Source organism: Mesorhizobium sp. BR115XR7A, assembly GCF_020165315.1.
GTDB lineage: Bacteria > Pseudomonadota > Alphaproteobacteria > Rhizobiales > Rhizobiaceae > Mesorhizobium > Mesorhizobium australicum.
The window spans coordinates 35067-60563 of record NZ_JAIUHW010000021.1; the positions used below are offsets into that span (position 1 = coordinate 35067).

Annotated in this window: 23 protein-coding genes; 18 read left to right on the forward strand and 5 right to left on the reverse strand. The window is 63.4% G+C overall.

The genetic code is table 11. The features are described from left to right. Positions 1 to 30 precede the first annotated feature (30 nt). Positions 31 to 1494 (reverse strand): phospholipase D-like domain-containing protein, encoded by a 1464-nt coding sequence (locus LB557_RS30000; RefSeq protein ID WP_224641035.1) that lies wholly within the window; start codon positions 1492 to 1494, stop codon positions 31 to 33. Between the two features lie 460 nt (positions 1495 to 1954). Between LB557_RS30000 and LB557_RS30005 the strand changes: the two genes are divergently transcribed. The 7 genes from LB557_RS30005 to LB557_RS30035 all read left to right on the forward strand — a co-directional run bounded on the left by LB557_RS30005 (position 1955) and on the right by LB557_RS30035 (position 10371). Continuing rightward, positions 1955 to 2149 carry a hypothetical protein gene (locus tag LB557_RS30005; protein ID WP_015315963.1) on the forward strand — a complete coding sequence of 65 codons (195 nt, stop codon included), beginning with the start codon at positions 1955 to 1957 and terminating at the stop codon, positions 2147 to 2149. 721 nt (positions 2150 to 2870) lie between these two features. Beyond that, complete coding sequence (locus LB557_RS30010; RefSeq protein WP_015315964.1) at positions 2871 to 3290, forward strand: AraC family transcriptional regulator; 420 nt, start codon at positions 2871 to 2873, stop codon at positions 3288 to 3290. A gap of 197 nt (positions 3291 to 3487) precedes the next feature. Next, positions 3488 to 7906: a YadA-like family protein gene (locus LB557_RS30015; RefSeq protein ID WP_224641033.1), complete on the forward strand. Its 4419-nt coding sequence runs from the start codon at positions 3488 to 3490 to the stop codon at positions 7904 to 7906. A gap of 91 nt (positions 7907 to 7997) precedes the next feature. After that, complete coding sequence (locus LB557_RS30020) at positions 7998 to 8546, forward strand: invasion associated locus B family protein (RefSeq protein ID WP_224592965.1); 549 nt, start codon at positions 7998 to 8000, stop codon at positions 8544 to 8546. Between the two features lie 13 nt (positions 8547 to 8559). Continuing rightward, the gene (locus LB557_RS30025) at positions 8560 to 9249 is read left to right on the forward strand and encodes a hypothetical protein (protein WP_224641031.1); all 690 of its coding nucleotides are present in this window, start codon (positions 8560 to 8562) and stop codon (positions 9247 to 9249) included. A gap of 46 nt (positions 9250 to 9295) precedes the next feature. Then, positions 9296 to 9757 (forward strand): DUF4189 domain-containing protein, encoded by a 462-nt coding sequence (locus LB557_RS30030; protein ID WP_224641029.1) that lies wholly within the window; start codon positions 9296 to 9298, stop codon positions 9755 to 9757. A gap of 68 nt (positions 9758 to 9825) precedes the next feature. Beyond that, positions 9826 to 10371 (forward strand): invasion associated locus B family protein, encoded by a 546-nt coding sequence (locus LB557_RS30035; protein WP_015315969.1) that lies wholly within the window; start codon positions 9826 to 9828, stop codon positions 10369 to 10371. 94 nt (positions 10372 to 10465) lie between these two features. Here the strand turns inward: LB557_RS30035 and LB557_RS30040 are convergent, their stop codons facing one another. The 3 genes from LB557_RS30040 to LB557_RS30050 all read right to left on the reverse strand — a co-directional run bounded on the left by LB557_RS30040 (position 10466) and on the right by LB557_RS30050 (position 14291). Further along, positions 10466 to 11776, reverse strand: coding sequence for an NRAMP family divalent metal transporter (locus LB557_RS30040; protein ID WP_224641028.1), 1311 nt, complete (start codon positions 11774 to 11776; stop codon positions 10466 to 10468). A 145-nt stretch (positions 11777 to 11921) separates the two neighbouring features. Next, on the reverse strand, positions 11922 to 13469 hold the full coding sequence (locus tag LB557_RS30045; protein ID WP_224641026.1) for a GMC family oxidoreductase: 1548 nt from the start codon (positions 13467 to 13469) through the stop codon (positions 11922 to 11924). A 150-nt stretch (positions 13470 to 13619) separates the two neighbouring features. Continuing rightward, positions 13620 to 14291: a GntR family transcriptional regulator gene (locus LB557_RS30050; protein ID WP_140617621.1), complete on the reverse strand. Its 672-nt coding sequence runs from the start codon at positions 14289 to 14291 to the stop codon at positions 13620 to 13622. Positions 14292 to 14460: 169 nt separating this feature from the next. On the opposite strand from LB557_RS30050, the gene LB557_RS30055 reads away from it, so the two are divergent. The 10 genes from LB557_RS30055 to LB557_RS30100 all read left to right on the forward strand — a co-directional run bounded on the left by LB557_RS30055 (position 14461) and on the right by LB557_RS30100 (position 23854). Beyond that, complete coding sequence (locus LB557_RS30055) at positions 14461 to 15297, forward strand: alpha/beta fold hydrolase (RefSeq protein ID WP_224641024.1); 837 nt, start codon at positions 14461 to 14463, stop codon at positions 15295 to 15297. Between the two features lie 44 nt (positions 15298 to 15341). Further along, the gene (locus LB557_RS30060; RefSeq protein WP_224641022.1) at positions 15342 to 16481 is read left to right on the forward strand and encodes an FAD-dependent oxidoreductase; all 1140 of its coding nucleotides are present in this window, start codon (positions 15342 to 15344) and stop codon (positions 16479 to 16481) included. A gap of 67 nt (positions 16482 to 16548) precedes the next feature. Beyond that, positions 16549 to 17139, forward strand: a complete 591-nt coding sequence (locus tag LB557_RS30065; RefSeq protein ID WP_041163678.1) for an amino acid synthesis family protein — start codon at positions 16549 to 16551, stop codon at positions 17137 to 17139. A gap of 30 nt (positions 17140 to 17169) precedes the next feature. Next, positions 17170 to 17628: a YbhB/YbcL family Raf kinase inhibitor-like protein gene (locus LB557_RS30070; protein ID WP_015315976.1), complete on the forward strand. Its 459-nt coding sequence runs from the start codon at positions 17170 to 17172 to the stop codon at positions 17626 to 17628. Between the two features lie 73 nt (positions 17629 to 17701). Continuing rightward, positions 17702 to 18424: a class II aldolase/adducin family protein gene (locus tag LB557_RS30075; protein ID WP_224641020.1), complete on the forward strand. Its 723-nt coding sequence runs from the start codon at positions 17702 to 17704 to the stop codon at positions 18422 to 18424. 114 nt (positions 18425 to 18538) lie between these two features. Then, positions 18539 to 20176: a GMC family oxidoreductase gene (locus tag LB557_RS30080; RefSeq protein ID WP_224641094.1), complete on the forward strand. Its 1638-nt coding sequence runs from the start codon at positions 18539 to 18541 to the stop codon at positions 20174 to 20176. Next, positions 20176 to 21105: a 5-formyl-3-hydroxy-2-methylpyridine 4-carboxylate 5-dehydrogenase gene (fhmpcd1, locus tag LB557_RS30085; RefSeq protein WP_224641018.1), complete on the forward strand. Its 930-nt coding sequence runs from the start codon at positions 20176 to 20178 to the stop codon at positions 21103 to 21105. Before LB557_RS30080 ends, fhmpcd1 begins: the two co-directional genes overlap by 1 nt. Before the next feature lie 60 nt (positions 21106 to 21165). After that, positions 21166 to 21996, forward strand: coding sequence for an ABC transporter ATP-binding protein (locus LB557_RS30090; RefSeq protein WP_140665227.1), 831 nt, complete (start codon positions 21166 to 21168; stop codon positions 21994 to 21996). Continuing rightward, entirely contained in the window at positions 21993 to 22808 is an 816-nt protein-coding gene (locus LB557_RS30095) for an ABC transporter permease (protein ID WP_015315981.1), read from the forward strand. Before LB557_RS30090 ends, LB557_RS30095 begins: the two co-directional genes overlap by 4 nt. A 38-nt stretch (positions 22809 to 22846) precedes the next feature. Next, positions 22847 to 23854 (forward strand): ABC transporter substrate-binding protein, encoded by a 1008-nt coding sequence (locus LB557_RS30100; protein WP_140665222.1) that lies wholly within the window; start codon positions 22847 to 22849, stop codon positions 23852 to 23854. Between the two features lie 35 nt (positions 23855 to 23889). Here LB557_RS30100 and LB557_RS30105 read toward each other — a convergent pair whose 3' ends face one another. Next, the gene (locus tag LB557_RS30105) at positions 23890 to 24315 is read right to left on the reverse strand and encodes a hypothetical protein (RefSeq protein ID WP_140617627.1); all 426 of its coding nucleotides are present in this window, start codon (positions 24313 to 24315) and stop codon (positions 23890 to 23892) included. 97 nt (positions 24316 to 24412) lie between these two features. On the opposite strand from LB557_RS30105, the gene LB557_RS30110 reads away from it, so the two are divergent. Next, positions 24413 to 25441 (forward strand): putative B6 ABC transporter substrate-binding protein, encoded by a 1029-nt coding sequence (locus tag LB557_RS30110; protein WP_224530117.1) that lies wholly within the window; start codon positions 24413 to 24415, stop codon positions 25439 to 25441. The last annotated feature ends 56 nt before the right edge of the window (positions 25442 to 25497 follow it).

Below are 25497 nucleotides of genomic sequence, written 5' to 3' on the forward strand. Positions count from 1 at the left end.
AGACAGGTTTTTTCCCAGAGATAGTTTCTTCTAGAGATAGGGCGATCCCAGCCAGAGCATGCGATCGAACAGCCGGATGATGAACGGACGCGCCCGCAAGGAGGCCAGCGTGACTGGGACGGCCGTTTCGATCGCCGATCCGATCCGGGTCTCGATCTCGGTGGCAAAACCCGCGTCGAGGACCTCAAGGTCGATCTCGAAGTTGAGCCGCAGCGAGCGGGCGTCGAGGTTGGAGGACCCGACATAGGCCCACACGCCGTCGATCGAAAGCAGCTTGGAATGGTCGAAGGGCCCTTCCGTGCGCCATATGCGGCAATAATTCTTCAGGATCTGGTCGAATTGCGCGGTCATGGCGCGATCGACAAGGAAGAGGTTGTTCACCGCCGGCACCACGACATCGATCTCGACGCCGCGCCTGGCCGCGGTGATCAGGGCACTGATCAATTCCCGGTCCGGCAGGAAATAGGGCGACATCAGCCGTATCGACTTGCGCGCGACCGAGAAGGCGCCGATCAGCAGTTTGTGGTTGGTTTCGTTGCTCGCATCCGGTCCGGACGCGACCGCACGCACCAGCATCGGCTGGCCGGCGGGTGGCGAAACCGGTGTGATCCGCCAGGCATCGCCTTTCAGCGCCTCCTTGGTGGCAAAGCGCCAGTCCTCGGCGGCGACGGAGAAGAGATCGGCGACAACGGGGCCGGTGACCTGGAAATGCGTATCCCTGGCGCTTTTCGACCCGGCGAACTCCGCCGAAAAACCCTTGCGGATGTTCATGCCGCCGGTAAAGGCAACCGTGCCGTCGACCACCAGGATCTTGCGGTGGGTCCGCAGGTTGGCATAGGGCAGGCGCAGGCCCATGACGATGTTGCCGTTGAAGACATCCGCCGTGATGTTGGCGCGGCGCAGATGCCCCAGGATGCTGGGGACGGAGTATCGTGCGCCGACGGCATCGATCAGCACACGGACGGTGACGCCGCGCTGGACAGCGCCGGCCAGCGCTTCGACGAAAAGCAGGCCGACGGCGTCGTTGTCGAAAATATAGGTCTCGAGCAGGACGCTGCGCTCGGCCCCGTCGATCGCCGCGCACATGGCCGGGTAGGCCTCGTCGCCGCTTTCCAGCACCTCGATTGCATTTCCCGGGTTGAGCGTTCGCCGCGCCACCCTGTCGCCCAGCGTCCTGAGGCCAGTGAACCGCTGTCCATAGCGCTCGATGATCAACGCCTCTTCGAGGGCGACGTCGCGTTCATGCTTGGCCGACACCAGGCCATCGGCGAGCGGGCGCTGGGCGCTGATCGTGGCGCGGCGGATGCGATTGATGCCGGCCACGGCATAGATCAGCACGCCGAGGATCGGCGACAGCACCATGATGCCGACCCAGCCGGTGGCGGCGCGGACGTCCTCCTTGGTCATGACAGCATGGGCAATGCCGATGGTCGCCATCACCACCGAGATGATCGCCAGTATTTGGGGCCAGTGAATCGCCAGGGTCTCGAACATTGCCGGGACTATCCAGCGAGCGCCCGCATAAGGCAATGCAGCCGGCCGTATCCACGTCTCTGCAAGCGCGAGAACGGCGGCGCACGGTTATTTGAGCAGGCCAACCAGGACGCTGAAAGCGGCGTCGATATCGGCGCGGACCGCGGCCTTGACGGCCTCGCCGTCGCGAGCACGGCAGGCCGCCGCTGGTCGCGAGAGCCTCGGCCGCCAAGCGTGGCTCTCCAGCTGGTGGGAACGTTCGTTTGAGGATTGAGCAGTTGGCTCGATCAACCTGCGATAAATTCCACCCGAGAGAGCCCAGCCTCACCGCGTGGGAAAGCATAGAGCCGGTGCGATCCGGCGTCGTCCCGCGCTGCTTTGGTCATCGAGGATTCCTGTACTTTGGTACCGCATCCATTGTATATCAGAGGGAATGAAATTAGCGATGTAACACTTCGGTTGATGGCGAGGGGGGCGCCGAATGATGACGTTCAACTTCGAGGGGCCACCAGTGGGCGACGGCGATGCGCCGGCCGATTGCCAGGACCAGTTGCTGCCTCTCGTCAATGAGATCGTGCAGGCCGCGGTGGCGGCCGGCTGGAAGCGGGACGATGTTCTTCTGGCTTTCGTGGAACTCGCCTGGGATCTGTACGAGAACCGGCGCGGTGATCTGTAGCAGCGGACTGCCAATCACCGGCTCCGAACGGCGGCTCCCATGCTCGACCTCGCGGGCAAGCCATCAATCAGCGCAGGCTGCGCCAGGCACCTGCCGTCAGCGGTTGACGAGAACACAGAATCGCGCGACCGGGCGTGTCAGCACCGATTGGCGAACTCCTGGATGGCGAAGACCTCGCGCCGAGCGAAAATGAAACGCTCGGCAACTCCCATTCGCCCCATTCCTTGTTTCTTTTCTCGAATAAAGATTTTTCTTTGCACGTGGGAGTTCTTCCCAAGCGAAGATGGCTGCGTTACCCTGTCTTCGGGGCCGGGAAGGGGATTGAGGCGTCGTCGGACGGCTGAGGCAGTGCGAATGAAAAATGCGGACGAGGCACGGGAAAGCGGCATTTCCCGAGGCATCGATCGGAAGCGAGCAGCTCGATACGTCCTGGACATCATTCCTGAAAGTGCAGGTCCGCGCAGGGCCACAGCGCAAGGAAGCGTGATTTATTCCGTTTGCGGGCCCGGCTCGCAGACATTCCTGGCCAAGGAGTACTCCGCAGGGATCGTGCTTGCGCCCATGCAGCCTGCGCATCGTTCGCCGTCCGGACGGATCGCTCACATGAACGGGCCTCACGACGGCGCCGGCCCGCGTCGAGTAATCACGAATTGTTTTTCGCGGGAACGGCCAGGGAGGCCTCGGGTTGAACTTTATCTGGAACTTATCAGGAGGCCGAAGAATGCCGGGCGATGATGGTTTCCCCGGGTCAGTTTCTCGAATCAATTCGGCGCGGCAGCCGGCGCTCACTGCAAAAGGCGGGCTTTCTCCCCGCGCCGCACGCAAGGTGCAAGACTTCCTGCACGAGAACTTCACCCGCAAGCTGGCGCTTGCCGAGATGGCCGCGGTGTGCGGGTTGTCGCCTTCTCATTTCGTGCGGGCGTTTGCCAGGACGTTCGGCGTGCCGCCGCATCAATATGTTCTCGACCTGCGGCTGGACCTCGCCGAAAGGCTGCTTGCCGACAGCCGCATGACGATCGCCGACATCGCTCATTCCAGTGGATTTTCAAGCCAGAGCCATTTTACCACCGTGATGAAGAAATACCGGCAGGTGACCCCATTGCAGGCGCGGGTAGGGAAGCTTAACGCCAAGATTAGATGAAGTACCGCCCAAACCGTTTCTTGGCTACTTGGTTTTAAAGCAGTTGCTAAGGTAACGAGCTGTTAACCTCCGCCTATATGCTCGGGTCTTTTCTCACAAGACAGCAATTTCGTGAAATACGGCAAGCAGGAATCATGTCTTCCTGCCGTGGACTGGAATTGTCAGACGATTCCATGCCGGCCAGCGGAGAGGGCACCATGACCGACAATCAGATTTCGAGCGGCTCGCCTGTTGTGCAGCGTCGCGCGGCGCATCTCGCCGGCAACTGGATCGCGAATGCCGATCCTCGCTCTCGCTCGGTTCGCCGTCGTTTGATGGCGGTGCTGCGCATGGCTCATCGCGCGCTGGGTATGGGACGCAAGCGCCTGGGGCTGGGAACGCTGGGCGTCGGCGGGGCGCCGGCCGCGATGCTGGGCGCCTTCGCGATCGGCATGGCTGCAACGCCGGCCCTGGCGCAATATCAGGCCGGTGGCGGGTCGGCGACAGGCGGCAACGCCGTCGCCATCGGTAACGGCGCGACGGCGAATGGCAATAACAGCACGGCGTTGGGCACCTCCAACAGTGCAACGGGCGACGCTACGATCGCCATCGGCTATGCGATGAGTGTCAATGGCCTCAATTCCATAGGCATAGGCGTGTTCGCGGGCGCGACCGGCGTCAACGCCCTCGCTTTGGGCGGGAACGCCCATGCCAACGGGGACGGAGCAAGCTCGATTGGCGTCAACTCGGTTGCAGCCGCAGGCGCGGCCGCCTTTGGCCTGAACGCGCGTGCCGACGGATTGAACTCGACGGCGATCGGCTACGTTACCCGGGCGACCGGGCTGCGCGCCACCGCGCTCGGGTTTGGGGCAACAGCGTCCGGGCTGGATTCGCTTGCCCAAGGTAATAGCGCCGTCGCAAGCAATCAGAACGCCATCGCCATCGGCTTCCAGGCGACCGCGACCGCGATCAATGCCGTCAATCTTGGCAACCGAACTGTTGCGGGAGGGGGCGCCCTTCAGGAAAGCGCCATCGCCATTGGCACGGACGTACTGGCGTCTCAGGTTGACTCCACTGCGATCGGGCGCCAAAGCAAGGCAACGGGCACGTCCGCCATAGCGATGGGCGTCACAGCCGCGGCATCGGCAACTAACTCGGTCGCCGTCGGCGCCAGCACGGTTGCATCGGGAGCCTTCGGGGTCGCCATGGGTAACCAAGCGCAGGCGCTTGCAGCCGGTGGTGCTGTTGCGATAGGCTCGGGCGCAATCGTTGCCAGCACCGCGACCTCGGGCCTTGCGCTCGGCAACAATGCAAGTTCCGGTGGTATTTTATCGGTTGCCGTAGGCGCCGGTACCAACGCCAGCGGCGACAATTCCACAGCCACCGGACGCCAGGCTGTTGCGAGTGGCACAAACGCCTCCTCGTACGGGACAGGATCCAAGGCTACGGGAGACAATTCCCTCGCTGCCGGCGTCAGCTCCAACGCCAGCGGGGTTGCCAGCACCGCACTTGGCATCGGCGCCGCGGCGTCGGCTACGAGCGCCATCGCCATCGGCAACAATGCCGCGGCCAGTTCCACCAACGCGGTTGCCATGGGTACCAACGCCGTGGCGACCGGCGGCCAAGCCGTCTCGATCGGTGCGAACAACACCGCCTTTGGCGACGGCGCGGTCGCCATCGGCGATCCGAGCTTCGCCAGCGGCACCGGCGCCTTCACCGGCGGCGCCAACAACATCGCCAACAGCGACGGCACGGCGACCGCGACCGGAGCCAATATGGCCAATGGCGCCGTCGCCATCGGCAACAACAACAAGGCGATCGGGCAAGGCTCCGTCGCGCTGGGCAACGGCTCCACTGCGGGCGCCGCCGGTTTCGTCGGCAATGTCGCGCTGGGCAACGGCGCCTCGGCGGCGGCAAGCTCGGGCGACGTGGCGCTGGGCTCGGGCTCGGTGACCGCCGTGGCGGTCGGCACCGCCAGTGGGGTGGTCAACGGCACGACCTATGCCTTCCAGGGCACCAACCCGACCTCGACGGTCAGCATCGGCGCGCCGGGCGCGGAACGCACCATCACCAACCTGGCTGCGGGGCGGATCAGCGCGCTCTCGACTGACGCGATCAACGGCTCGCAGCTCGCCGCCACCAACCAGGCGGTCGACGCCATCGGCGCCGTCGTCAACAACATCAATGTCGGCGGCGGCATCAAGTATTTCCACGCCAACTCGACGCTGGCGGATTCGCAGGCGCTGGGAGCCGATTCCGTCGCTGTCGGCCCGAACGCGGTGGCCAACAATGCCGGCGACGTCGCGATCGGCCTGAATTCGACGTCGGGCGCCACGACCAATGTCGGCGGCACGACGATCGGCGGCGTCAACTACACCTTCGCCGGCGGCACGCCGGCGGGCGCCTTCTCGGTCGGCTCGGCCGGCGCCGAGCGCCAGATCCAGAACGTCGCCGCCGGACAGTTGAACGGCGGTTCGACCGATGCCGTCAACGGCTCGCAGCTCTTCGCCACCAACCAGCAGGTGACGCAGAACACGACCGACATCGCCAATATCGGCGGCAACATCACCAATCTCGGCAACACGATCAACAACATCGCCGGCGACACCTCGGCGATCTACACCAACGCCAATGGCGAGGGCATCCGCTATGCCCGCACCAACGAGACCGGCCTGGCGCAGACCGATTCCTTCGCGCAAGGCGTCGGTTCCACCGCAGTCGGCTACCAGGCGACCGCGACCGGCGTCAGCGCGCTTGCGCTCGGCCGCGACAGCGCGGCCAGCATCGACGGCAGCGTGGCGCTCGGTCAAGGTTCGGTCTCTGACCGCGCGATCGCTCCGGCTTCCGGGCAGATCGCGGCCGGCCCGTCCAACTTCATCCAGTACAACACCACCGACAAGACGCTGCTCGGCGCCGTGTCGGTTGGTACCGCCACGGCCTACCGGCAGATCACCAACGTGGCCGACGGCACGCAGGACCAGGACGCCGTGACTGTGCGCCAGCTGGCGGGAGTGATCGCGGCGGTCTCCGCCACCTCGACGAAATATTTCCATGCCAATTCGACAGCCGGCGACTCGCTGGCGGTCGGAGCGGAATCGGTCGCGGTTGGCCCGACCACGGTCGTCAATGGCGACAATGGCGTCGGCATCGGCAATGGAGCCGTCGTCGACCAGACGGCACCCGGCGGCACCGCCATCGGGCAGAACGCCCATGTGATGCTGGCCGACGGCATCGCGCTCGGCACCGACTCCACCGCCGCCGGCGTGCAATCCATCGCACTGGGCGCCGGCGCCCAAAGCACCTTCGCCAACAGCGTGGCGCTGGGCGCGTCATCCATCACCACGGTCGGCGCGCAGGCCGGCTACACAGCCTTTGCCCTCGGCGCCGCGCAGACATCGGCCGGCGAAGTGTCCTTCGGTGCCGCCGGGGCGGAGCGCAAGCTCACCAATGTCGCGGCGGGTTCGGCCGATACGGACGGCGTCAACGTCTCGCAGTTGCGCGGTGTCTCTCAAAACGTTTCCAACCTGTTCGGCGGCGGCACCACGGTCAATCCCGACGGCTCGATCACCGGCCCGACCTACAATATCCAGGGCAACAACTACTCGACCGTTTATGACGGCTTCACCGCCGTCAACAATGCGCTCACCACCATCAACAATGGCGGCGGCATCAAGTATTTCCATGCCAATTCGACGCTGGCCGACAGCCTTGCCGGCGGCACCGACGCGGTGGCGATCGGGCCGGAGAGCGTGGCGAGCGGCACCGACAGCCTGGCCGCGGGCCATGGTTCGATGGCCACCGGGCAGGGCGCCGTGGCGCTCGGCCAAGGCGCGCAGGCCAACAATGCCAGCGATGTGGCGCTCGGCTCCGGCTCGGTATCGCAGACCGCCGTCGGCACGTCCAACACGGTCATCAACGGCAAGACCTACGCCTTTGCCGGCACGACCCCGGACGGCACCGTCAGCGTCGGCGATGCCGGCGCGGAGAGGACGATCACCAATGTCGCCGCCGGACGCGTTTCTTCCGACAGCACCGATGCGATCAACGGCTCGCAGCTCTACGCCACCAACACAGCGATCGAAGACCTGACCAAAACGATCGGCGGCATCGGCGGCACCGTCCAAAACACCGTGCAGTACGACACCGTCACCAATCCGGACGGATCGACGACCAAAATCAACAAGATCACGCTGCAGGGCGGCGATCCGAATGCGCCTGTCGTCATCTCCAATGTCGGCCCCGGCGTTGCCGGCACCGACGCGGTCAACGTCAACCAGCTGAACCTGAACCTGGCTCAGAGCAAGACCTATACCGACCAGGTGGCTGTCACGACGTTGCAACAAGCCAACACTTATACCGACCAGAAGTTCAGCCAGCTCAATTCCGACATCAGCGGCATCAGGGACGAAGCACGGCAGGCGGCGGCAATCGGTCTGGCGGCAGCCTCGCTCCGCTACGACGACCGTCCCGGCAAGCTGAGCGTGGCGGCGGGCGGTGGCTTCTGGCGGGACTCGAGCGCCTTTGCCTTCGGCGCGGGCTACACCAGCGAGGACGGCCGCATCCGTGGCAATGTGTCCGGCACGGCGGCGGGTGGAAATGTCGGTGTCGGCGCCGGGCTGAGCTTCACCTTGAACTGAGGCGGGGACCTGGGGCGGAATGAACAGGCGAACCGGCCATATCAGGCCAGGCTCGAATCCGGGAAACCCGTTTGGTTTTCCCGGACTAGCCATGGCATTCCTGACCTGCCTGGCGCTTGCCGGCGGGCTAGCGCCGGCTGCCGCGCAGACGGCTTCGCCCTATAGGGTCAAGCCCTCCGACGTGGTCGTGCCGCCGGACGTGAAGCTCGGACAATACCAGCGCACCATCCGTCCCTTCGAGAACTGGACGCTGATCTGCGACGAGAACCTCAAGGCGCGCAAGAAGGTCTGCAACGTCTCGCAGGTGATCGAGGACGGGGCGGGCAAGATGGCGTTCAGCTGGTCGCTCGCCGCCACCCAGGACGGCAAACCCTACATGATCCTGCGCACCGCGCCGAACGCCAGGAGCGATGGGCTGGTATCGCTGAAGTTCGAGGGGCGCGCCGAATCCATCGACGTGCATTTGAACGGCTGCAACGAAATGGTCTGTGTCGGCATGCTGCCGGTGGGACCTCTGATGCGCCAGGAGATAGCGCAGAAGGCGACGCCGGCGATTTCCTACCCGACCGTCGATGGCCAGATCGTTACCGTCACCGCAACGCTCAAGGGGCTGTCCGAGGCCCTTGCGCCAGTCAAATAACCGAGGCAGCACCGTGAGCCAGCAAGACCCGTTCATCTCCGCGACGCGCAGCAACCCGACCGTCGAGCCGGACCGCAAGAGGACCGTCGAGCCGCCGCGGCGTTGGCCGCGCGTCATCGGCTTGTGTGCGCTGGGGCTGGTCATGATGGGCATCGGCTTCGCCGCAGCGAACTATGCCGCGATCGCCGGTCTCGTCGGCACGCCGACGGCCGCTCAGGCCGGCACGGCGACGGCCGCTCAGGCCGGCACGGCGCCGCCCGCGCTGCCGGACTCGCCCTTCCTCCAACACGTTAGGCAATCCGGCGTGCAGGCCTGTTCAACCGTCTATCCGGTGCTCGGACAGCTCTTGACGACCGGCTCGAAATACAGCGTCAAGTCGCTGTGGAGCGACCAGGCCGCCGACAAGCACGCCGTGCAGGCGCTTGTCGGCCTGGACTATGCGACCGAGCGCTACAGCGGGCCGGCCGCCGGCATCGTTTTTGCTTCGCCCACCGCCACGGGTTGCGAAGGCACCATGGTGCGGGTGGCGCCGTTCGCCAGCCCCTGCGCCGACGTCACGTCCGCGCTTCCGCAAGGCAGCAAGATCACGGATCATCTCGGACAGGTCGAAGTGTACGAGCTTGGCGGCAACACGGGCGAAGCCCTTCTGCTGCCGACGGGCAACACATGCGTGGTGATTTCCATCGCATCGGCGGCCAAGTGAGAATGTCAGGCGAATGGGCGAGGCGCCCTGGAAAGGATTGCGGACCATGAAATCGCGACGTTTGACAGTCTTGTGCATGGCCTTGCTGTGGAGCGGGCAGGTCGTCTCGGCCGATCTGGTGGAGCCGTCCGAGCCACCGCAGGAGGAGAAAGGTATCTGGGCGGCAATCGCCTACTCCCAGACCGATACCAAATACGGCTTCTTCTGGGGCGCCGACAAGCGGCAGGAAGCGAAGGACATAGCGCAGAAATATTGCGAGAATGCCGGTGGAAAGGCCTGCAACGTCGTTACCGTGTTCCGCAATCACCGTCATTGGACGGACGACGATAAGACCGGATTTCCCTACAAGCATTGCGGCGCGCTCGCCGTGGCAGACAAAGTGGAGCACCGGTTCACCCCGTGGGGCGTGAACTCCGCCGAGACCCGCCGGGAAGCGGAGGATCTCGCCCTGCAAGCCTGCGAGGCAGGGGGGACCCAATGCGAGATCCGTGAATGGGTCTGTACGTGACGATAAACACGGGTCCTCGAGCCGCTACTTCGGGCATTTGCCCGGCACCCAAGAGAAGGCAGCATTCATTGGTTCGTAGACAGCTTTTCCCGAAGGCAGCCGTCATCTGCGCGGCTGCCTTCGCCGCTTCGGTGCCGGCCGTTTTCGCGCAACAGCAGCAGGCTTCGCTTCCCAATGGCGCATCGTCGCTCCAGGAAACCTATCAGGACTGGCAGCTCGCCTGCGGCATGCAGGACAATGCCCGGGTCTGCACGGTCACGCAGGACCAGACGCAGAAAAACGGCCAGAGGCTTCTGGCCGTGGAACTGCGCGTGGGGCAGAAGGGCGGGCTGATCGGAACCTTGCTGCTGCCCTTCGGCATCCTGTTCGAGCCCGGCGTGACGCCCCAGATCGACGACCAGCCGCCCGTCGGGGCGTTGAAGTTCAGGACCTGCCTGCCGAACGGCTGCGTGGCGCTGTTTCCGATCGACCGGGCGCTGATGCAGAAGCTCAAGGCGGGCACCGAGCTGAAACTCGACGTCACCACCGCGGCCGACACCAAGCTGAGTTTTCCGGTGTCGCTGAAAGGCCTTGGCGCCGCCCTCGATCGCATGGTCGCGCTGAGCGCACGTTGACGAGGGTGCCGTACGCGACTGCCGGCGGATGCCAAGGTCCTCGTCCCCTGCGGGCGCCCAGCGTCATACCGGAGCCTGACCCGGTCGGGTCATTTCAAAAGGCCCATTGCAGCGCGAGGCCGACAACGGACAATCCCATCGCTGTCGTCGCGAGCCAGCCGAGAAAGCGCAGCCAACCCTCAACCGGGAATTCGCCCATGATCTCGGAACGCCCGGTCATCAGCATCATGACGACCATTACGGGGACCGCGCATATGCCGTTGATGACGGCGCTCCAGTAAAGCGCCTTGATGGGATCGATCGGCGTCAGCATGATTCCCATTCCCAGCAGCACGGCGACGGCCAAGGTCGCATAGAACGCCATCGCTTGCTTCGGCTTGCGCTCCAGCCCCACTGGCCAGCGGCGCGCCTCGCCCACGGCGAAAGCGGCCGAGCCGGCGAGAACCGGCACGGCGAGAAGGCCAGTGCCGATAATCCCCATCGCAAAAATCACAAAGGCGAATTTGCCCGCGACCGGCTCCAGTGCCTTGGCTGCGTCGGTGGAGGAATTGATGTCGGTCACCCCCGCCTTGTGCAGGGTGGCGGCCGTGGTGACAATGATTGCAATGGCGATCAGGTTCGAAAAAGCCATGCCCACCAAGGTGTCGGCGCGAATGCGCTGGAACGCGCGCGGCGCCTGCCACGGTGCCCATTTCAGCGGCTTGGCCTTCGGGTCGATCTTCTCCTCTTCGACCTCTTGCGATGCTTGCCAGAAGAACAGGTAGGGAGAAATCGTGGTGCCGAGTATGGCCAGAAGCGTCGTGAAGAACGCCCGGCTCCATTCGACATGCGGAACAACGATTCCCTTGAGCGCCTCGCCCCATGGGATATCAGTCAGAAACGCGGCCACCACGTAGGCAAAGAGGCTCAGCGTTGTCCATTTCAGGACCGTGACGTAGCGGCTGTAGTCGAGGAAGACGATCGCCAAAACGCATGCCACGCCGAACGCAACGACGTAAAGCGAGCTTGGGCCGCCCACCAGCAACCACAATGCATCAGCCATCGCGCTCAGGTCCGCCCCGATGTTGATCACGTTGGCGGCGAACAAAAGCAAGGCTACAAAATACATCAGCGGAGACGGGTAGTGCCGTGCGAGGTTGCCGGAAATACCTCGACCTGTCGTCCGGCCTATTCGCGCTGCTATCTCCTGGATCGCGACCATGAGCGGAAAGGTGAAGACCATCGTCCAGCCGACATTGAACCCCAACTGGGCGCCCGCCTGGCTGTAGGTGCCGATGCCCGAAGGATCGTCGTCCGAAGCGCCTGTGATGAAACCAGGCCCGATTGTGCGCAGCAGCCGCTGGAATGGCCCTTTTGCCCGAAGATTGCTCTGTTTCTCAGAGACTTCGGCGCTTATGTTGCTCATGCAGGTGCTCCAAATACGGGGTCCCTTCCGTAATCCGCCTGAAGCAAAATTCGGCGATAGCCATTCGGTTCCGTTAGCTAGCGCTGAAACGCCGTTGGTGCCGTGTCGCCAGGTCGTGCTTGCTTTGCCGGCGATATGCTATTTCTCAGGCGCGAGATCGAGCGAAGGTCTCGGCGATCGCGAGAACCGCGGCGTGTATAGGTCCCGCGGTTAGACTGGGCATGATCGACGCGTCGACGACAAAAAGATTGTCGAGCGCCTTCAGCCGCAGATCCGCATCGACGACGGCGTCCGGATCCTTGCCCATCCTGCAAGTGCCACAGGGATGATGATGCGTGATGACCGACTGCGCGATGAAGTCGTCCATGTCAGCCGCGCTGTTCAGGCTGCCTGGCAGGAGTTCGCGCTCGCGCCAGCCGGCGAGTTCATCCCGATGTCCGATCGTCCGGGCTGCCTCGAGCGCCTGGCGAAACAGCGCACGGTCCCGGCCGCTTTGCAAATATGCGGGGTCGATGATCAACCGATCGTCGAGCTCCGGCCCGCTTATGCGCACGCTGCCGCGGCTCATCGGATGGGTGATCCCGAACAGCAGCGAATATGCGGTGCCGGCGGAAGGCGCCTGAAAGCGTTCGGACACGATGGGCGCGATGCCGCAACCAACGACAATTTCGGGCTGACCGGTACCGGTGAACCCGTCGGCGCGCATATAGGCCATCGATTCCGAGTGCTGGAGGCGCGATGGAGGAACGGGCCTGCGAGCCGCATAAAGGTTGCCGGCGCCAAGCAGGTGATCCTGAAGGTTTCGACCGACTTCCGGCATATCGATCAAGCAGCCAACGCCGGCGGTATCGAGCATGTCGTGCGGACCGATGCCCGAGCGCATCAGCAAAGCCGGACTTTCCAGCGCGCCGGCGCAAAGGACAATTTGATCCGCGAGGATTTCGACCGGACCCTGTCGCCCCACGATTTCGAGGCCGTGGACCCGATTGCTCGCCAGGTTAAGCCGCCGCACTCGCGATCCCGTGAGGATGGTCAGGTTCTCGCGGTCTCGAACAGCCGGCGTGAGCCAGGCGTCCGCCACCGTAACCCGCCGCCCATCGCGAATGTTCAAGGAGTTCGGGGTGACGCCGATCATCTCCCCGCTGTTGTGCCCTTCAAGACGCGGCAGGCCGAGCGAAGCGCCGGCTTCGATAAACGCGCGCGCGACCGGACTGACCTCGTCGGCCGGCAAATGGACGGGCATCGGCCCGCCCTTGCCGTAAAGGCCGTTGCCGCCGAGCGGGTGATCCTCGATAGCCCGAAACGCGGGCAGCAATTCATCCCAGCTCCATCTGTTATCGCCGGTCGCGTCGACCCATGCCTGGAAGTCCCGGGGATGACCACGCATGTAACCCATCGCGTGCAGGCAACTCGAGCCGCCGACCACCCGCCCGCGCGCCCAGCGATGCACCCGGCCAGCGGTCCCGGCTTGCGGCTCCGTGCGATAGTCCCAATCGTAGCCACGGCCCTGAAGTGCCGGCCATGCGGCGGGGTTCCAGATGTCGGGATCCACCGCTTCTTCGCCTGCCTCGATCAGCAGAACGCGGCTGTCCGGCTTTTCACTCAGTCGCGCCGCAAGCAATGCGCCAGCCGACCCGCCGCCGACGATGACGATATCGGCATCCCGTTCGCGCTCAAAATTCGCCCAGCTCATCATCACTCCATCTGACGCTTGCGTATTTGGATGGTCGGCAAGTTTGGCGCCGGCACGAGGTGGCCTACGCATCGACCGTTCGCGGACAGTCGATCCGCGACATCGTCAAAGGCTTCGGGTTTCAGGCGGAGCAACTGTCTTTCGAAAAACTCAAATCGCGCTGTCCATGGACATCTTCGCTGCCGCTTTGGCCTTCAACAGGTGATTTTTGGAGGCCTTGCGGGCGGCCTTCTCGTCGCCGGCGGCGATGGATTCGTATATCTCCTTCATCTCCGCCAGGCTGCTCTGTGCCCTGCCATCCAAGGACATCGATCGTCCGCGAAAGAAGCTGATCCTGGCCACAAGGCCACGATGGACCTCCTCAAGGATCGGGTTGCCGCAATTGGCCAGTATGATCGAATAGAAGTCCGCGGCGGTCATGACCTGTGCCAGGCTGTCATTGCTGGACGCCGCCGCTTCGAACGCGGAAAGAGATTTCTCGAGTTCAAGCAACTGCTCCGGGGAAATTCTCGACGCGCAGCGTCCCGCGGCCTCGACTTCCAGCAGCTCTCGAACCTCGTAGATGGCGGTTGCCACCTCCCACGTAAGCGACGGTATCGACGGCCCGCGGTTGGGGACGATCTCGATCAGGCGCTCGGCCTCGAGACTGCGCAAAGCCTCCCTTAGCGAAGGGCGACTGATGCCGAGCTGTGTGCACAGCTGACTTTCGATGAGGCGGCTTCCCGGCTGGAACAATCCGGAGAAGATGGCGAGCCGTAACTTGTCGACGGTCTCGCGTTGAACTGTTCGTGGGGAAATTCGCAAATTCAAATCTGGAGGCATCTCTAACGTCTCATCGGTTTGAGTCGCAATCTCCTAACCAGCATACGTCACGCCGTGGAAAATAGCCAGATTGTCAAATCTGAAGATTGCAAGAATGTCAGACAATCTGCTTGACGTCCTTCTGGCTGTATGATCCTTTTGACCGAGACGGGCAGTGACGGTGAGGATCATGAACATTGCGGCAGGGATAGCTTCCGACCAATTTGGCTCGCGACGCATCGACACCGGCCGCATCACCTTGAATGCGCGCGAGGCGGGCAACGGCCCGTTGATGCTGTTTTTCCATGGCATTACCTCCAATTCCGCGGTCTTCACGCCGTTGATGGCTCGGCTCTCGGATCGCTTCACGGCCGTGGCCGTCGACCAGAGAGGGCACGGCCACAGCGACAAGCCGGAAGGCGGTTACGAGGCGCATGACTACGCCGACGACATTGCCGGGTTGATCCGTACCCTCGATCGGGGTCCTGCCATCCTCGTCGGACATTCGCTTGGCGCGAGAAACTCGGTCATGGCCGCCGTGCGACATCCGGAACTGGTGCGGTCGGTCATCGCAATCGACTTCACGCCCTATATCGAGACCGAAGCGTTGGATGCGCTGGAAGCCCGGGTAAACGCGGGAAGCCAGCTTTTCGAGGATATCAAGGCCGTCGAAGCCTATCTTGCCGGCCGCTATCCGAACATTCCCGCCGACGCCATCAGGATCCGAGCCGAGAGCGGCTATCAGCGGGTCGACGGCGGGCTGCGACCATTGGCGTCGCCCGCGGCCATGGCCCAGACGGCCAAGGGCCTGCGATCGGACCTGGTGCCCGCCTATCGGGATGTGGCGAAGCCCGTCCTTATCGTTCGGGGCGAGGCGAGCAAATTGGTTTCGGCGGCGGCGCTGGCGAAAACAAGCCGGCTACGGCCCGATCTGCCCGTGGTCGTCGTTCCGGGCGCCGACCACTACGTCAACGAGGTATCTCCCGAGATCACGCTGAAAGCGATCACGAATTTCATCGACGCCTGACGGCCCAGCACGCCGTCTTCTTGTACGCAGCATCAGGATAGAAAATGGCCAATGTAAACAAAACCCAGGGTAAGGCGCGCCGTGCCGAGGTCGCTGGCGGCGGCTTTGCCGGTCTGACCGCCGCCATCGCTCTGAGGCAGAACGGCTGGGATGTCAGGCTGCACGAAAAGAGCTCGGAGCTGCGGGCATTCGGCGCGGGCATCTATCTCTGGCACAATGGCCTTCGCGTGCTCGAAGGACTGGGCGCCCTGGATGATGTTCTCCAAGGTTCGCATACGCCCCCGACCTACGAGACCTGGATGCATAACAAGTCGGTTTCCAAGGAGACGTTCAACGGCCTCCCGTGGCGCATCATGACCCGGAGCCACCTGCATGACGCCCTGGTCAACCGCGCCCGCGCGCTGGGTGTCGACGTATCGGTCAACTCCGAAGCGGTTGCCGCCGATCCGGAAGGTCGCCTGACGCTTCAGACGGGAGAGGTTCTCGAAGCCGACCTGATCGTCGGCGCCGACGGTGTTGGGTCCAAGGTCAGGGACTCCATTGGCTTCAAGCAGGACCGATGGGTCTCCAAGGACGGTCTCATCCGGCTGATCGTGCCTCGCAAGAAGAAGGAACTCGGTCACGGCGAGTGGGACAACACCATAGACATGTGGAACTTCTGGCCGCGCGTTCAGCGGATACTCTACTCGCCCTGCAACGAGAATGAGCTTTATCTCGGCCTCATGGCTCCAGCCGCCGATCCGCGGGGGTCGCAGGTGCCGATCGATCTCGAGGTCTGGGTTGAGATGTTCCCTTTCCTGGAGCCGTGCCTGATCGAGGCGGCGAAGCTGAAAACAGCCAGGTACGACAAGTACGAAACGACCAAGCTTGACAGCTGGACAAGAGGCAAGGTCGCCCTGGTGGGAGATGCCGCGCATGCGATGTGTCCGGCTCTTGCCCAGGGCGCCGGTTGCGCGATGGTCAATGCCTTCAGCCTGTCGCAAGATTTGCAGACTGACTCTTCGGTCGAGGACGCGCTCGTCGCGTGGGAAAAGCGCATTCGCCCGATCACCGATCGCTGCCAGGCGCTGTCCGGCGACTATGCGGCGAACCGCTCGCTCTCGAAGGGAAACATGTTCACGCCGGCGGCATTGGAAGCAGCCCGCTACGACCCGCTGCGCGGCGTCTTCTCATGGCCGCAGTAGCATCGGACGAGCCGCTCAACGCATTAATCGGCGCGCGCGCAAGCTGCGCTCCCTTCAGGAGATAAAGATGAACTATTCCAGTGAAGTCGAACGGGATTACGATGTCAGGGGGTGGTACGCCTCGGTCCAGGAAAGCCGGCATGATGGCGGCCAGCCTGGCGAGACCCTCGTCAAAGTCGCGACTGGCGTGGTCATCCGCAATCCGTTCGCCGGAAAGTTCGTCGCCGAACTGTCCGACCTGACCAATCCCAGTTCAGCCATCGGTCATGCGCTCGGCGAGCGGGCGGTGGCGCTGCTCGGCAACAGGCCGGTCGAAAGCTATGGCAAAGGCGGTATCGCGGGCACATCCGGCGAGCAGGAACATGTCGTCGCCTGCATCACCACGGTGTTCGGAGATCCGCTGCGTCAGCAAGTGGGCGGCGGCAAGGCCTGGATCTCGTCGGTCAGCAAGGTCGCCGCAGCCGGCACATCCATCGATATCCCGCTTGCCCACAAGGACGAGCTCTACATCCGTTCCCACTATGATGCCGTCACATTTTCGGTGCCGGATGGCCCGCGCCCCGATGAGCTTTTGATCTGCGTGGCCGTCGCATCGGGTCCGCGCGTTCATCAGCGCGTCGGGGGCAAATCCGTCGCCGACCTCAAGGCCGGTGTCTAGTTCGATCGAAATTGGCGAAGGACGAATTCCATGCCCCTGAACATCAAGGACCTCAAGATTACGTCGGCGGATTTCAAGCCGCTCGGGAAGTTGCGCGACGAGCATGCCGGCGACAAAGGCAATGTGTTGCCCAGGCTTACGGTCAGCGGCGTCCCCGCGGGCACGAAGGAACTCGCGGTCATCTGCCATGATCCCGACGCGCCCTTGCCCAACGGCTTCACGCATTGGGTCGTCTACGGCATCGATCCGTCGACCACCGATCTTTCGGATGCGCAGGAGAAGTTTCGCGTCGGCCCAAACGGCGCCGGCGGCAAGCAGTATTACGGGCCCCAGCCGCCCGCAGGCCATGGAGAACATCACTATTACTTCTGGGTCTATGCCCTGGACACCAAGGTCGAAGGGACGCCTACCAGGGAGGAGTTCCTGCAGAAATATGCCGGGAACATCATCGAGCAAAACCGGATCGTTGGCCTCTACGAAAACAAGTGAAATCCGCGACGCCGGCGACCGATAACTAAGAATAAAAATGGTCGCCAGCGCCGCGCAATGGGAGAATTTGGAAATGAAAGACAACAGCCCAGCACACCAGACCGTCTTCGAAGAGCTGGTCACGGCGACGAAGATCCTTCTGAACGAGGGCATCATGGATACGTTCGGGCACATCAGTGCCCGTGACCCCCAGGATCCCCAAAGCTTCTTCCTGGCGCAGAAGCTTGCTCCGAGCCTGATAACCGTCGACGACATCCAGCGTTTCAATCTCGACGGCGAGACGTCGGACAATCGCCCGTCCTATCTTGAGCGCTACATCCACAGCGAAATCTACAAGGCGCGGCCCGACGTCCAGTGTGTGCTCCACACCCATTCTCCCGCTGTCCTGCCGTACTGCTTCGTCGATACGCCGCTTCGGCCGGTCACCCACATGGGAGCTTTCATCGGCGAGAAAGTCCCGGTCTACGAGATTCGCGACAAGAATGGCGACGAGACGGATCTCTTCGGCGGCAGCCCCGCGATCTGCGCTGATATCGCCGAAAGTCTCGGCAACCAGACAGTGGTGCTCATGGCGCGGCATGGCGTCGTCAATGTCGGCAACTCCGTGCGTGAGGTCGTCTTCCGGGCGTTCTATCTCGAGCAGGAAGCGGCAGCGCTCACGGCCGGCCTGCGGATCGGCAACATCAAATATCTATCGCCGGGCGAGATAAAGACGGCAGGAAAACTCGTCGGCGCCCAGATCGATCGAGGATGGAATCACTGGTCGCAGCGTCTGAGAGAGGCCGGCCTGGCCTAGTGCCGGCCGCCTTGAGGAATACCTAGTCCATCCGGCCCCGGTCGGGATGGTCCAGGGCTCGGTTTCAATAGTTCCCTGGCGCAGGAGCGCCGGACCAAGGCAATGAAACGCACCATGCCGCACGCGGAAAGTTACGACTACATCATCGTTGGGGCCGGATCGGCCGGTTGCGTGCTCGCCAACCGGCTGAGCGCCGACCCCGGATGTTCGGTGCTGCTGCTCGAGGCCGGCGGCTGGGATCGCGACCCCATGATCCACATCCCGCTTGGCTGGGGCAAGATCCTGACCGAGCGACGTCACGACTGGATGTATTTCTGCGAACCGGAAGACAATGTCGGCGGACGCAGGGTCGAGTGCGCCCGCGGCAAGGTGATCGGCGGGTCGTCGTCGACCAACGCCATGGCCTATGTGCGGGGAAATCGCGGCGATTACGACCGTTGGGCGGCCAGCGGGCTCCATGATTGGTCGTACGACAAGGTGCTGCCCTATTTCCGCAAGCAGGAAAGCTGGGAAGGAGGCCCGAACCATTTTCGCGGCGGCAATGGCCCGGTCAGCACCCAGTTCTGCCGTTACAAGGACCCGCTGATCGACGCGTTTGCGCAGGCCAGCGTGGAGGCAGGATATCCACAGACGGACGATTACAATGGTGAGCGGCAGGAAGGTTTCGGCCGGCTCCAGATGACGATCTCGAACGGTCGGCGCAGTTCGACCGCGTCCGCCTATCTGCGGCCGGCCCTGAAGCGACCCAATTTGACCGTGCTGACCGGAGCGACGGCGACGAAGATCACGCTGGAGGGCACGCGCGCCACCGGCGTGGTTGTGAACCATGGCGGCGGCCAACGGTCGGTCGTCGCCCGCAGGGAAGTCCTGCTCTCGGGCGGCGTCATCAACACGCCGCAACTTCTGATGCTGTCCGGCATAGGGGCGCCAGAGGAACTGGCGACGCACGGTATCCAGACGCGGGTCAACCTGCCGGCGGTCGGCAAGAACCTGCAGGATCACGTCTCGGTCATTCTCATGTACCGGCGCCGGGCTCCGGGCGGCCCTTTCCTTCGCAACATGCGTGCCGACCGGATCGGGTTCGATTTCGCCAAGACCTACTTCACCGGACGAGGTTTCTCGGGAGATGTGCCTGGCGGGGTCGTCGCGTTCCTGAAAAGCGGCCCGGAGCGTCCGTTGCCGGATGTGCAACTGCTGTTCACGGCCGCCCCGCTCGCCGCGTGGCCGTATTTCGAGCCGTTCAAGGCGCCATTTCCGGACGGGTTCGCCACACGGATCGTGGCGACGCAGCCTGAAAGCCGGGGCGCGGTGAAATTGGCCTCGGCCGATCCTTTCGCGGCGCCACTGATCCACCAGAATTTCCTCGCCTCGCCGAAGGACTGGCAGTCGCTTCGGGCCGGCTTCCGAGTGGCGAGGGACCTCGCGTCGCAGCCCTCCATGCAGCCCTTCATCGAGGCGGAGTTTTTCCCTGGCCCGAAATGCCAGAGCGACGACGAGATCGATGAGCATATCCGCAAGACGTCCATCACCGTGCATCACCCGGCGGGAACCTGCCGGATGGGCGCCGACGCGGCCTCGGTCGTCGACCCGCACTTGCGGCTTCGCGGCGTCGACGGCCTGAGGGTGGTGGACGCTTCCGTCATGCCCGACCTGGTCTGCGGAAACATCAACGCGGCGGTGATCATGATTGCCGAGAAAGCCGCCGATCTCGTCGCGGCATCAAAAGCGGCAACGCAAAGCAGGGCAGCATAATGATCCAGCGTATCGCCATCATCGGTCTGGGTACGATGGGGCCTGGCATGGCCGCCCGGCTCGCCAGGGGCGGCCTGCAGGTCGTCGCCTACGATGTTGCCCCGGCCGCGATCGAGCGCGCGGGGTCCATGCTGGGCGTGGCCGAGGGCGTTCTCGACGCCCTGGGTATCGCGGCGCCACCGGCCGGCGCCGGAACGGTCCGCTTCACGGATGACATCGCAGACGCGGTATCGGGCGCCGACCTCGTCATCGAGAACGTTCCTGAAAACATTTCGATCAAGGCCGATGTCTATCGCACGATCGACAGCCTGATCGCATCGGACACAATCGTGGCGTCCGACACGTCGGGCATCCCGATCACCAAGCTGCAGGCGCACATCTCCCATCCCGAGCGGATGGTGGGAATGCACTGGTCGAACCCGCCGCACATCATCCCGATGATCGAGGTGATCGCAGGCGAAAAGACCGCGCCGCATATCGTGACGACGATTCGCGACCTGATCCGCTCGATCGGCCTCTTGCCGGTGGTGGTGAAGAAGGATGTTCCGGGCTTCGTCGAAAACCGCGTGCTCTATGCGTTGCTGCGCGAGGCGGTCGACCTTGTCGAGCGCGGTGTCATCGAGCCGGAAGATCTCGACACCTGCGTCTCGTGGGGCATCGGCTACAAGATCGCGGTCATCGGGCCGATGGCGCTGCTCGATATGGCGGGCCTCGATATCTACAAGTCCGTTTCGTCGTTCCTCAACGCCGATCTCTCCAATCGCGACGATGTCGCGCCGATGGTGCTGGAAAAGACGAACGCGTCGAAGCTCGGCATCAAATCGGGGGAGGGCATGTTCTCCTACACGCCCGAGCAGACAAAGGCGCTGCAAGGCGAACGGGCGCGCAAGCTCGTCGCGGTGCGGCGCATCCTGGAGGGCCGGGAGTAGCCATGACACATCGTGCTCACAAGGCCGGTCGGGTTGGGGTACCGCATGGAGGGCCAAGCCATGCGTGTTGAAACCATTCGGGCAGCCGGTGGCCGGCCGGCCCATATACGTCACGACGACCTGATCTCCGCCAAGGGCGTTTCGGTGGTCATGGCCAAGCAATTGGTTCTGCAGAACATCGATCTTTCGGTACCGAAGGGATCGTTTGTTTCTCTCATCGGTCCTTCCGGCTGCGGCAAGAGCACCTTGCTGAAGGTTCTGGCCGGACTTGTAAATCCGACAAGCGGCAGCGTTTCGATCGCCGGGCTTTCGCCGGTCGAGGCGGCGCGCAAACGCATGATCGGCCTCGTCTTCCAGGACGCCAACCTTTTGCCGTGGAAGAACGCCGTCGACAACGCTTCCATGCTGCTAGGTATCGCCGACAAGTCGCTTTCGCGCGCGCAACTACGGACGCGCGGACAGGAGATGCTTGAGCTGGTGGGCCTGGGCGACAGCGCCCACAAGCGTCCCAACGAATTGTCAGGCGGCATGCGCCAGCGCGTCGCTATCGCGCGGGCGCTGGCGCTCGATCCGGCGGTGCTGCTGATGGACGAGCCGTTCGGCGCGCTCGACGCCATTACCCGCGACCAGATGGGTCAGTCGCTGCTGGAGATCTGGCAGCGCACCGGCAAGACCATCGTTCTTGTCACCCACTCCATCGACGAGGCCATTCATTTGTCTCGCCATGTTCATGTGCTGGGGATCAAGCCCGGCCGGATCACCGAAAGCCTCGATATTGGCCTGCCCTATCCGCGCGATCTGTCGGTGACGGAAGATCCGGAGTTCGTCAGGCTGGTGGTTCAACTGCGCACGATGCTGCGCGCCAGCCACCAACCGGGAGGCGTGTCATGAGCGATCAACCCATCACCAATCCCTCCGACTCGCGGTTTGCCTCGAGTTGGGTGGCCGCGACCGGCAGCTGGCTGCCGGCGGTCATACTTTTGCTGGCGACGATCGTCGTATGGGAAGCCGTGGTGCGGATTTTCGCTATCTCCGCCTTCATCATTCCCGCTCCGTCCGAAATCGCGCAATCGCTGGTCGCGCAATGGGCAACGCTGATGCAGGCGACACTGGTGACGGCAGGCGAGATCCTGTTCGGGTTCCTTGTCTCCGTCGTTGTCGGCGTCGCCATTGCGCTGGTCATCGTGCGCTTCGACTGGCTGGGCCGGGCGCTTTATCCGCTGGTGGTGCTGTTCCAGAACGTGCCGAAGGTGGCGCTGGCGCCGATCTTCATTCTCTGGTTCGGCTATGGGCTCGCGCCCAAGATCGGCCTGATCCTGGTCATCGCCTTCTTTCCGGTGACATTGTCGATGCTGGCCGGCATGCAGTCGGTCGACCGCTCGCTGCTGTCGCTGATGAATTCGGTCGGCGCCAGCCCGACGCAGATCCTGTTCAGGATCCGCGTTCCGCATTCGCTGCCGAACCTGATGGCGGGAACCAAGATCGCGGCCACGCTGAGCGTGATCGGCGCCATCGTCGGCGAATTCGCCGGTGCCTCGGACGGCTTAGGCTACGTCATCCAGTTCGCCTCGACCCAGCTCGACACCGCGCTGGTCTTCGCGGCGCTGCTGCTCGTCTCCGTGCTCGGCATCGCCTTCTACTACGCCGCCGAAATCCTCGAACGCATCGTGGTGCCATGGGCACCGAAATTCAGCCAGGCCTAGGCCTCTCGATCAACCACCGTCAATAAAAGGGAACAAAAATGCTGAGACGCTCACTTATCAAGGTAGCCACGCTTGCGGCCTTTGCCGGCGCGCTTGGCTTCTCGAACGCGACGCTGGCGGCTGACAAGATCACCGTCCAACTCGATTGGGTGGTGCGCGGCAACCATGCCATGTTCTTCGTCGGCAAGGAAAAAGGCTTCTTCGCCAAGAACGACATCGACGTTGCCGAAATCCGCAAGGGTTCGGGTTCGCCGGATGCCATGCGGCTGGTGGGCAACGGGAACGCGGATTTCGGTTTCGGCGATCTTCCCACGCTCGCCGTGGCCCGCTCGCAGAGCGTTCCGGTGGTGGCGGTGGCAGCCGTCAACCAGCACTCGCCGCTGGCAATCATGTCGCTCGCCAAGACGGTGAAGCTCACCAAGCCGGCCGATCTCAAGGGCCTGACCATCGGCATTCATCCAGCGGGCTCGACCTACATCTTCTTCAAGGGCTTCCTGGCGGCCAACGGCCTGACCGAAAAGGACATGACGCTGAACAGCGTCTCGCCGCCCTATGAAAGCTATCTGCTTCTCGGCCGGGTTCAGACGGTGGTCGGCTATGTCGACGCCGAGGTTCCCGAACTGGAAGCCAAGGCGGGCGGTCCCGGTTCGCTCAGCATCATGATGGGCGCCGACCATGGCTGGAAGGCTTATGGCTCCGGCCTGTTCACCTCGGAGACAATGATCAAGGACAAGCCCGACGTCGTCGCCCGTTTCGTCAAGGCCTACAGGGAAGCCTTCGATTATGTCGTCGCCCATCCGGAAGAAGCCGCCGAGATCACCGCGAAGGCCGCACCCGGTTACGCGGACAAGAAGGATGTGCTGCTGGCCCAGATCAACGCCGACGTCGCCTCAACCTTCACCAGCCCCGACACCAAGGACCACGGCCTCGGCTGGATGACGAAGACGCAGTGGGAGGAAACGCTGAAGACGCTCACCGACCAGGGCGTGCTCAAAGCTGCGCTGTCGGCCGACGACGTCTTCACCGACAAGTTCCTGGAGGAATAGGGCACGATGGCCCGGACGGACCGATCAATGAGCGCCTACCGGCATGCCAGGCTGTCCTGCTCCATGCCGCAGGACACCTCGCGCTCGCCTTTGGCGGCGTCGGTTCGGTCGAGCGCGATCTGCCCGCGCGTGGCATATGCGCGACCCGCGAGGCCACACCACAGGCGCTCGACCGGCAGGTTTTCGCGCTTGTCGTTGAGGATGGTGAAGGTGCCGGTCTTGGGATCGAACCAGAGTTCGACACGAGCGCTCATGCCCGGCTCTATCGTCGCTATCCCTTCTGAATACCAGTGGGCGAAGTCGGCGTTGCAGGACACACCTTCCTTGCCGGCATTCGAAATCGTCAACGGCACCATATCGAGCCCGTCGGTGCCCTTGCGGACGATCACATGGTGCAACTCAACCGCGTTGGCAAGCGATGTGAACGCCAACATCACGGGGAGGACATAACGGATTTTCACTTTGCCTGAGCTCCATGGGTAGCTTTCTCAGGCAGTCTATCTCGCTTGTGCGCAATAACAATAAAAATATTGATTGGAAATCAACAGAGAGGGTAACATGTTAAAGATCCTGAAGGGTAGCGTAAGTGCATTAATACTGTCTGGTATCTTGACGGGCGGCGCGCTTGCCGGCGAAGTCAAGTCGATCGCCATCCTCACGCCTGAAGAAGGCACGGACTATGGCTGGAACCAGCAAGGCATCGACGCCGCCAAGGCAGCCGGCAAGGCAGCCGGCGTCGAGGTGGTCGTGGCGCAGGGCCTCGGCTATGGCGATGTCCGTCCGACGCTGCGCGAGCTCGCGTCCGACGGCGCCAGCCTGCTGATCGCGCATGCCAGCGGCTACAACACCTCGGCACCCGAGATCGCCAAGGAACTGAAGGTTCCGGTAGCGATCGTCGATACGCCGAACGGGCTGGAGAAAGGCCTCGTCGCCGACTACACGCTGAGCGGCCACCAGGGCGCCTATCTGGCCGGCCGTCTCGCCGCCAAGATGTCGCGCTCGAAGTCGGTCGGCATCGTCGTCTCCGGTGAACCGCCATCGTGGAACTCGCAATCGGCGGCGTTCGCGCAAGGGGTGAAGGCGGAGAACCCGGACGTCAAGATCACCTATGCGGTGATCGGGCCGGCCGCCTACAGTGACGCTGCCGGCGGCAAGCGCGTCACCGAAAGCGTTATCGCCTCGGGCGCCGACATCATTTTCGGCCAGGGCAACGGCTCCAGCTTCGGTATGCTGCAGGCAGTCGAGACGACAAAGGCCGCCGATGGCGGCAAGGTCTATTTCATCGACGTCATCGGCGACAAGTCGCCAATCGACAAGGGCTTCCTGCTGTCGTCGGTGGTGTGGAACATCGAACCGGTCTACGCGGCGATGATCGCCGACCTGAAGGCCGACACGTTTGGTACCAAGCATTATTCGATCGGCCTCAAGGACGATTCCGTGCAGTTGCTGAAGACCGCCGCCATCCCCGACAACGTCTGGAGCGAAATCCAGGCGCTGCGCGAGGACGTCATTTCCGGCAAGATCAAGGTCGAGCCAGTCTATGACGCGGCCGCCGTCAGGGCACTGATGACAAGCGTCGCCCAGTAAGGCGATCAGAAGTCGGCTGCCGGAGGGGCGATCGGTTCGCCCCTCCGGATATTTCC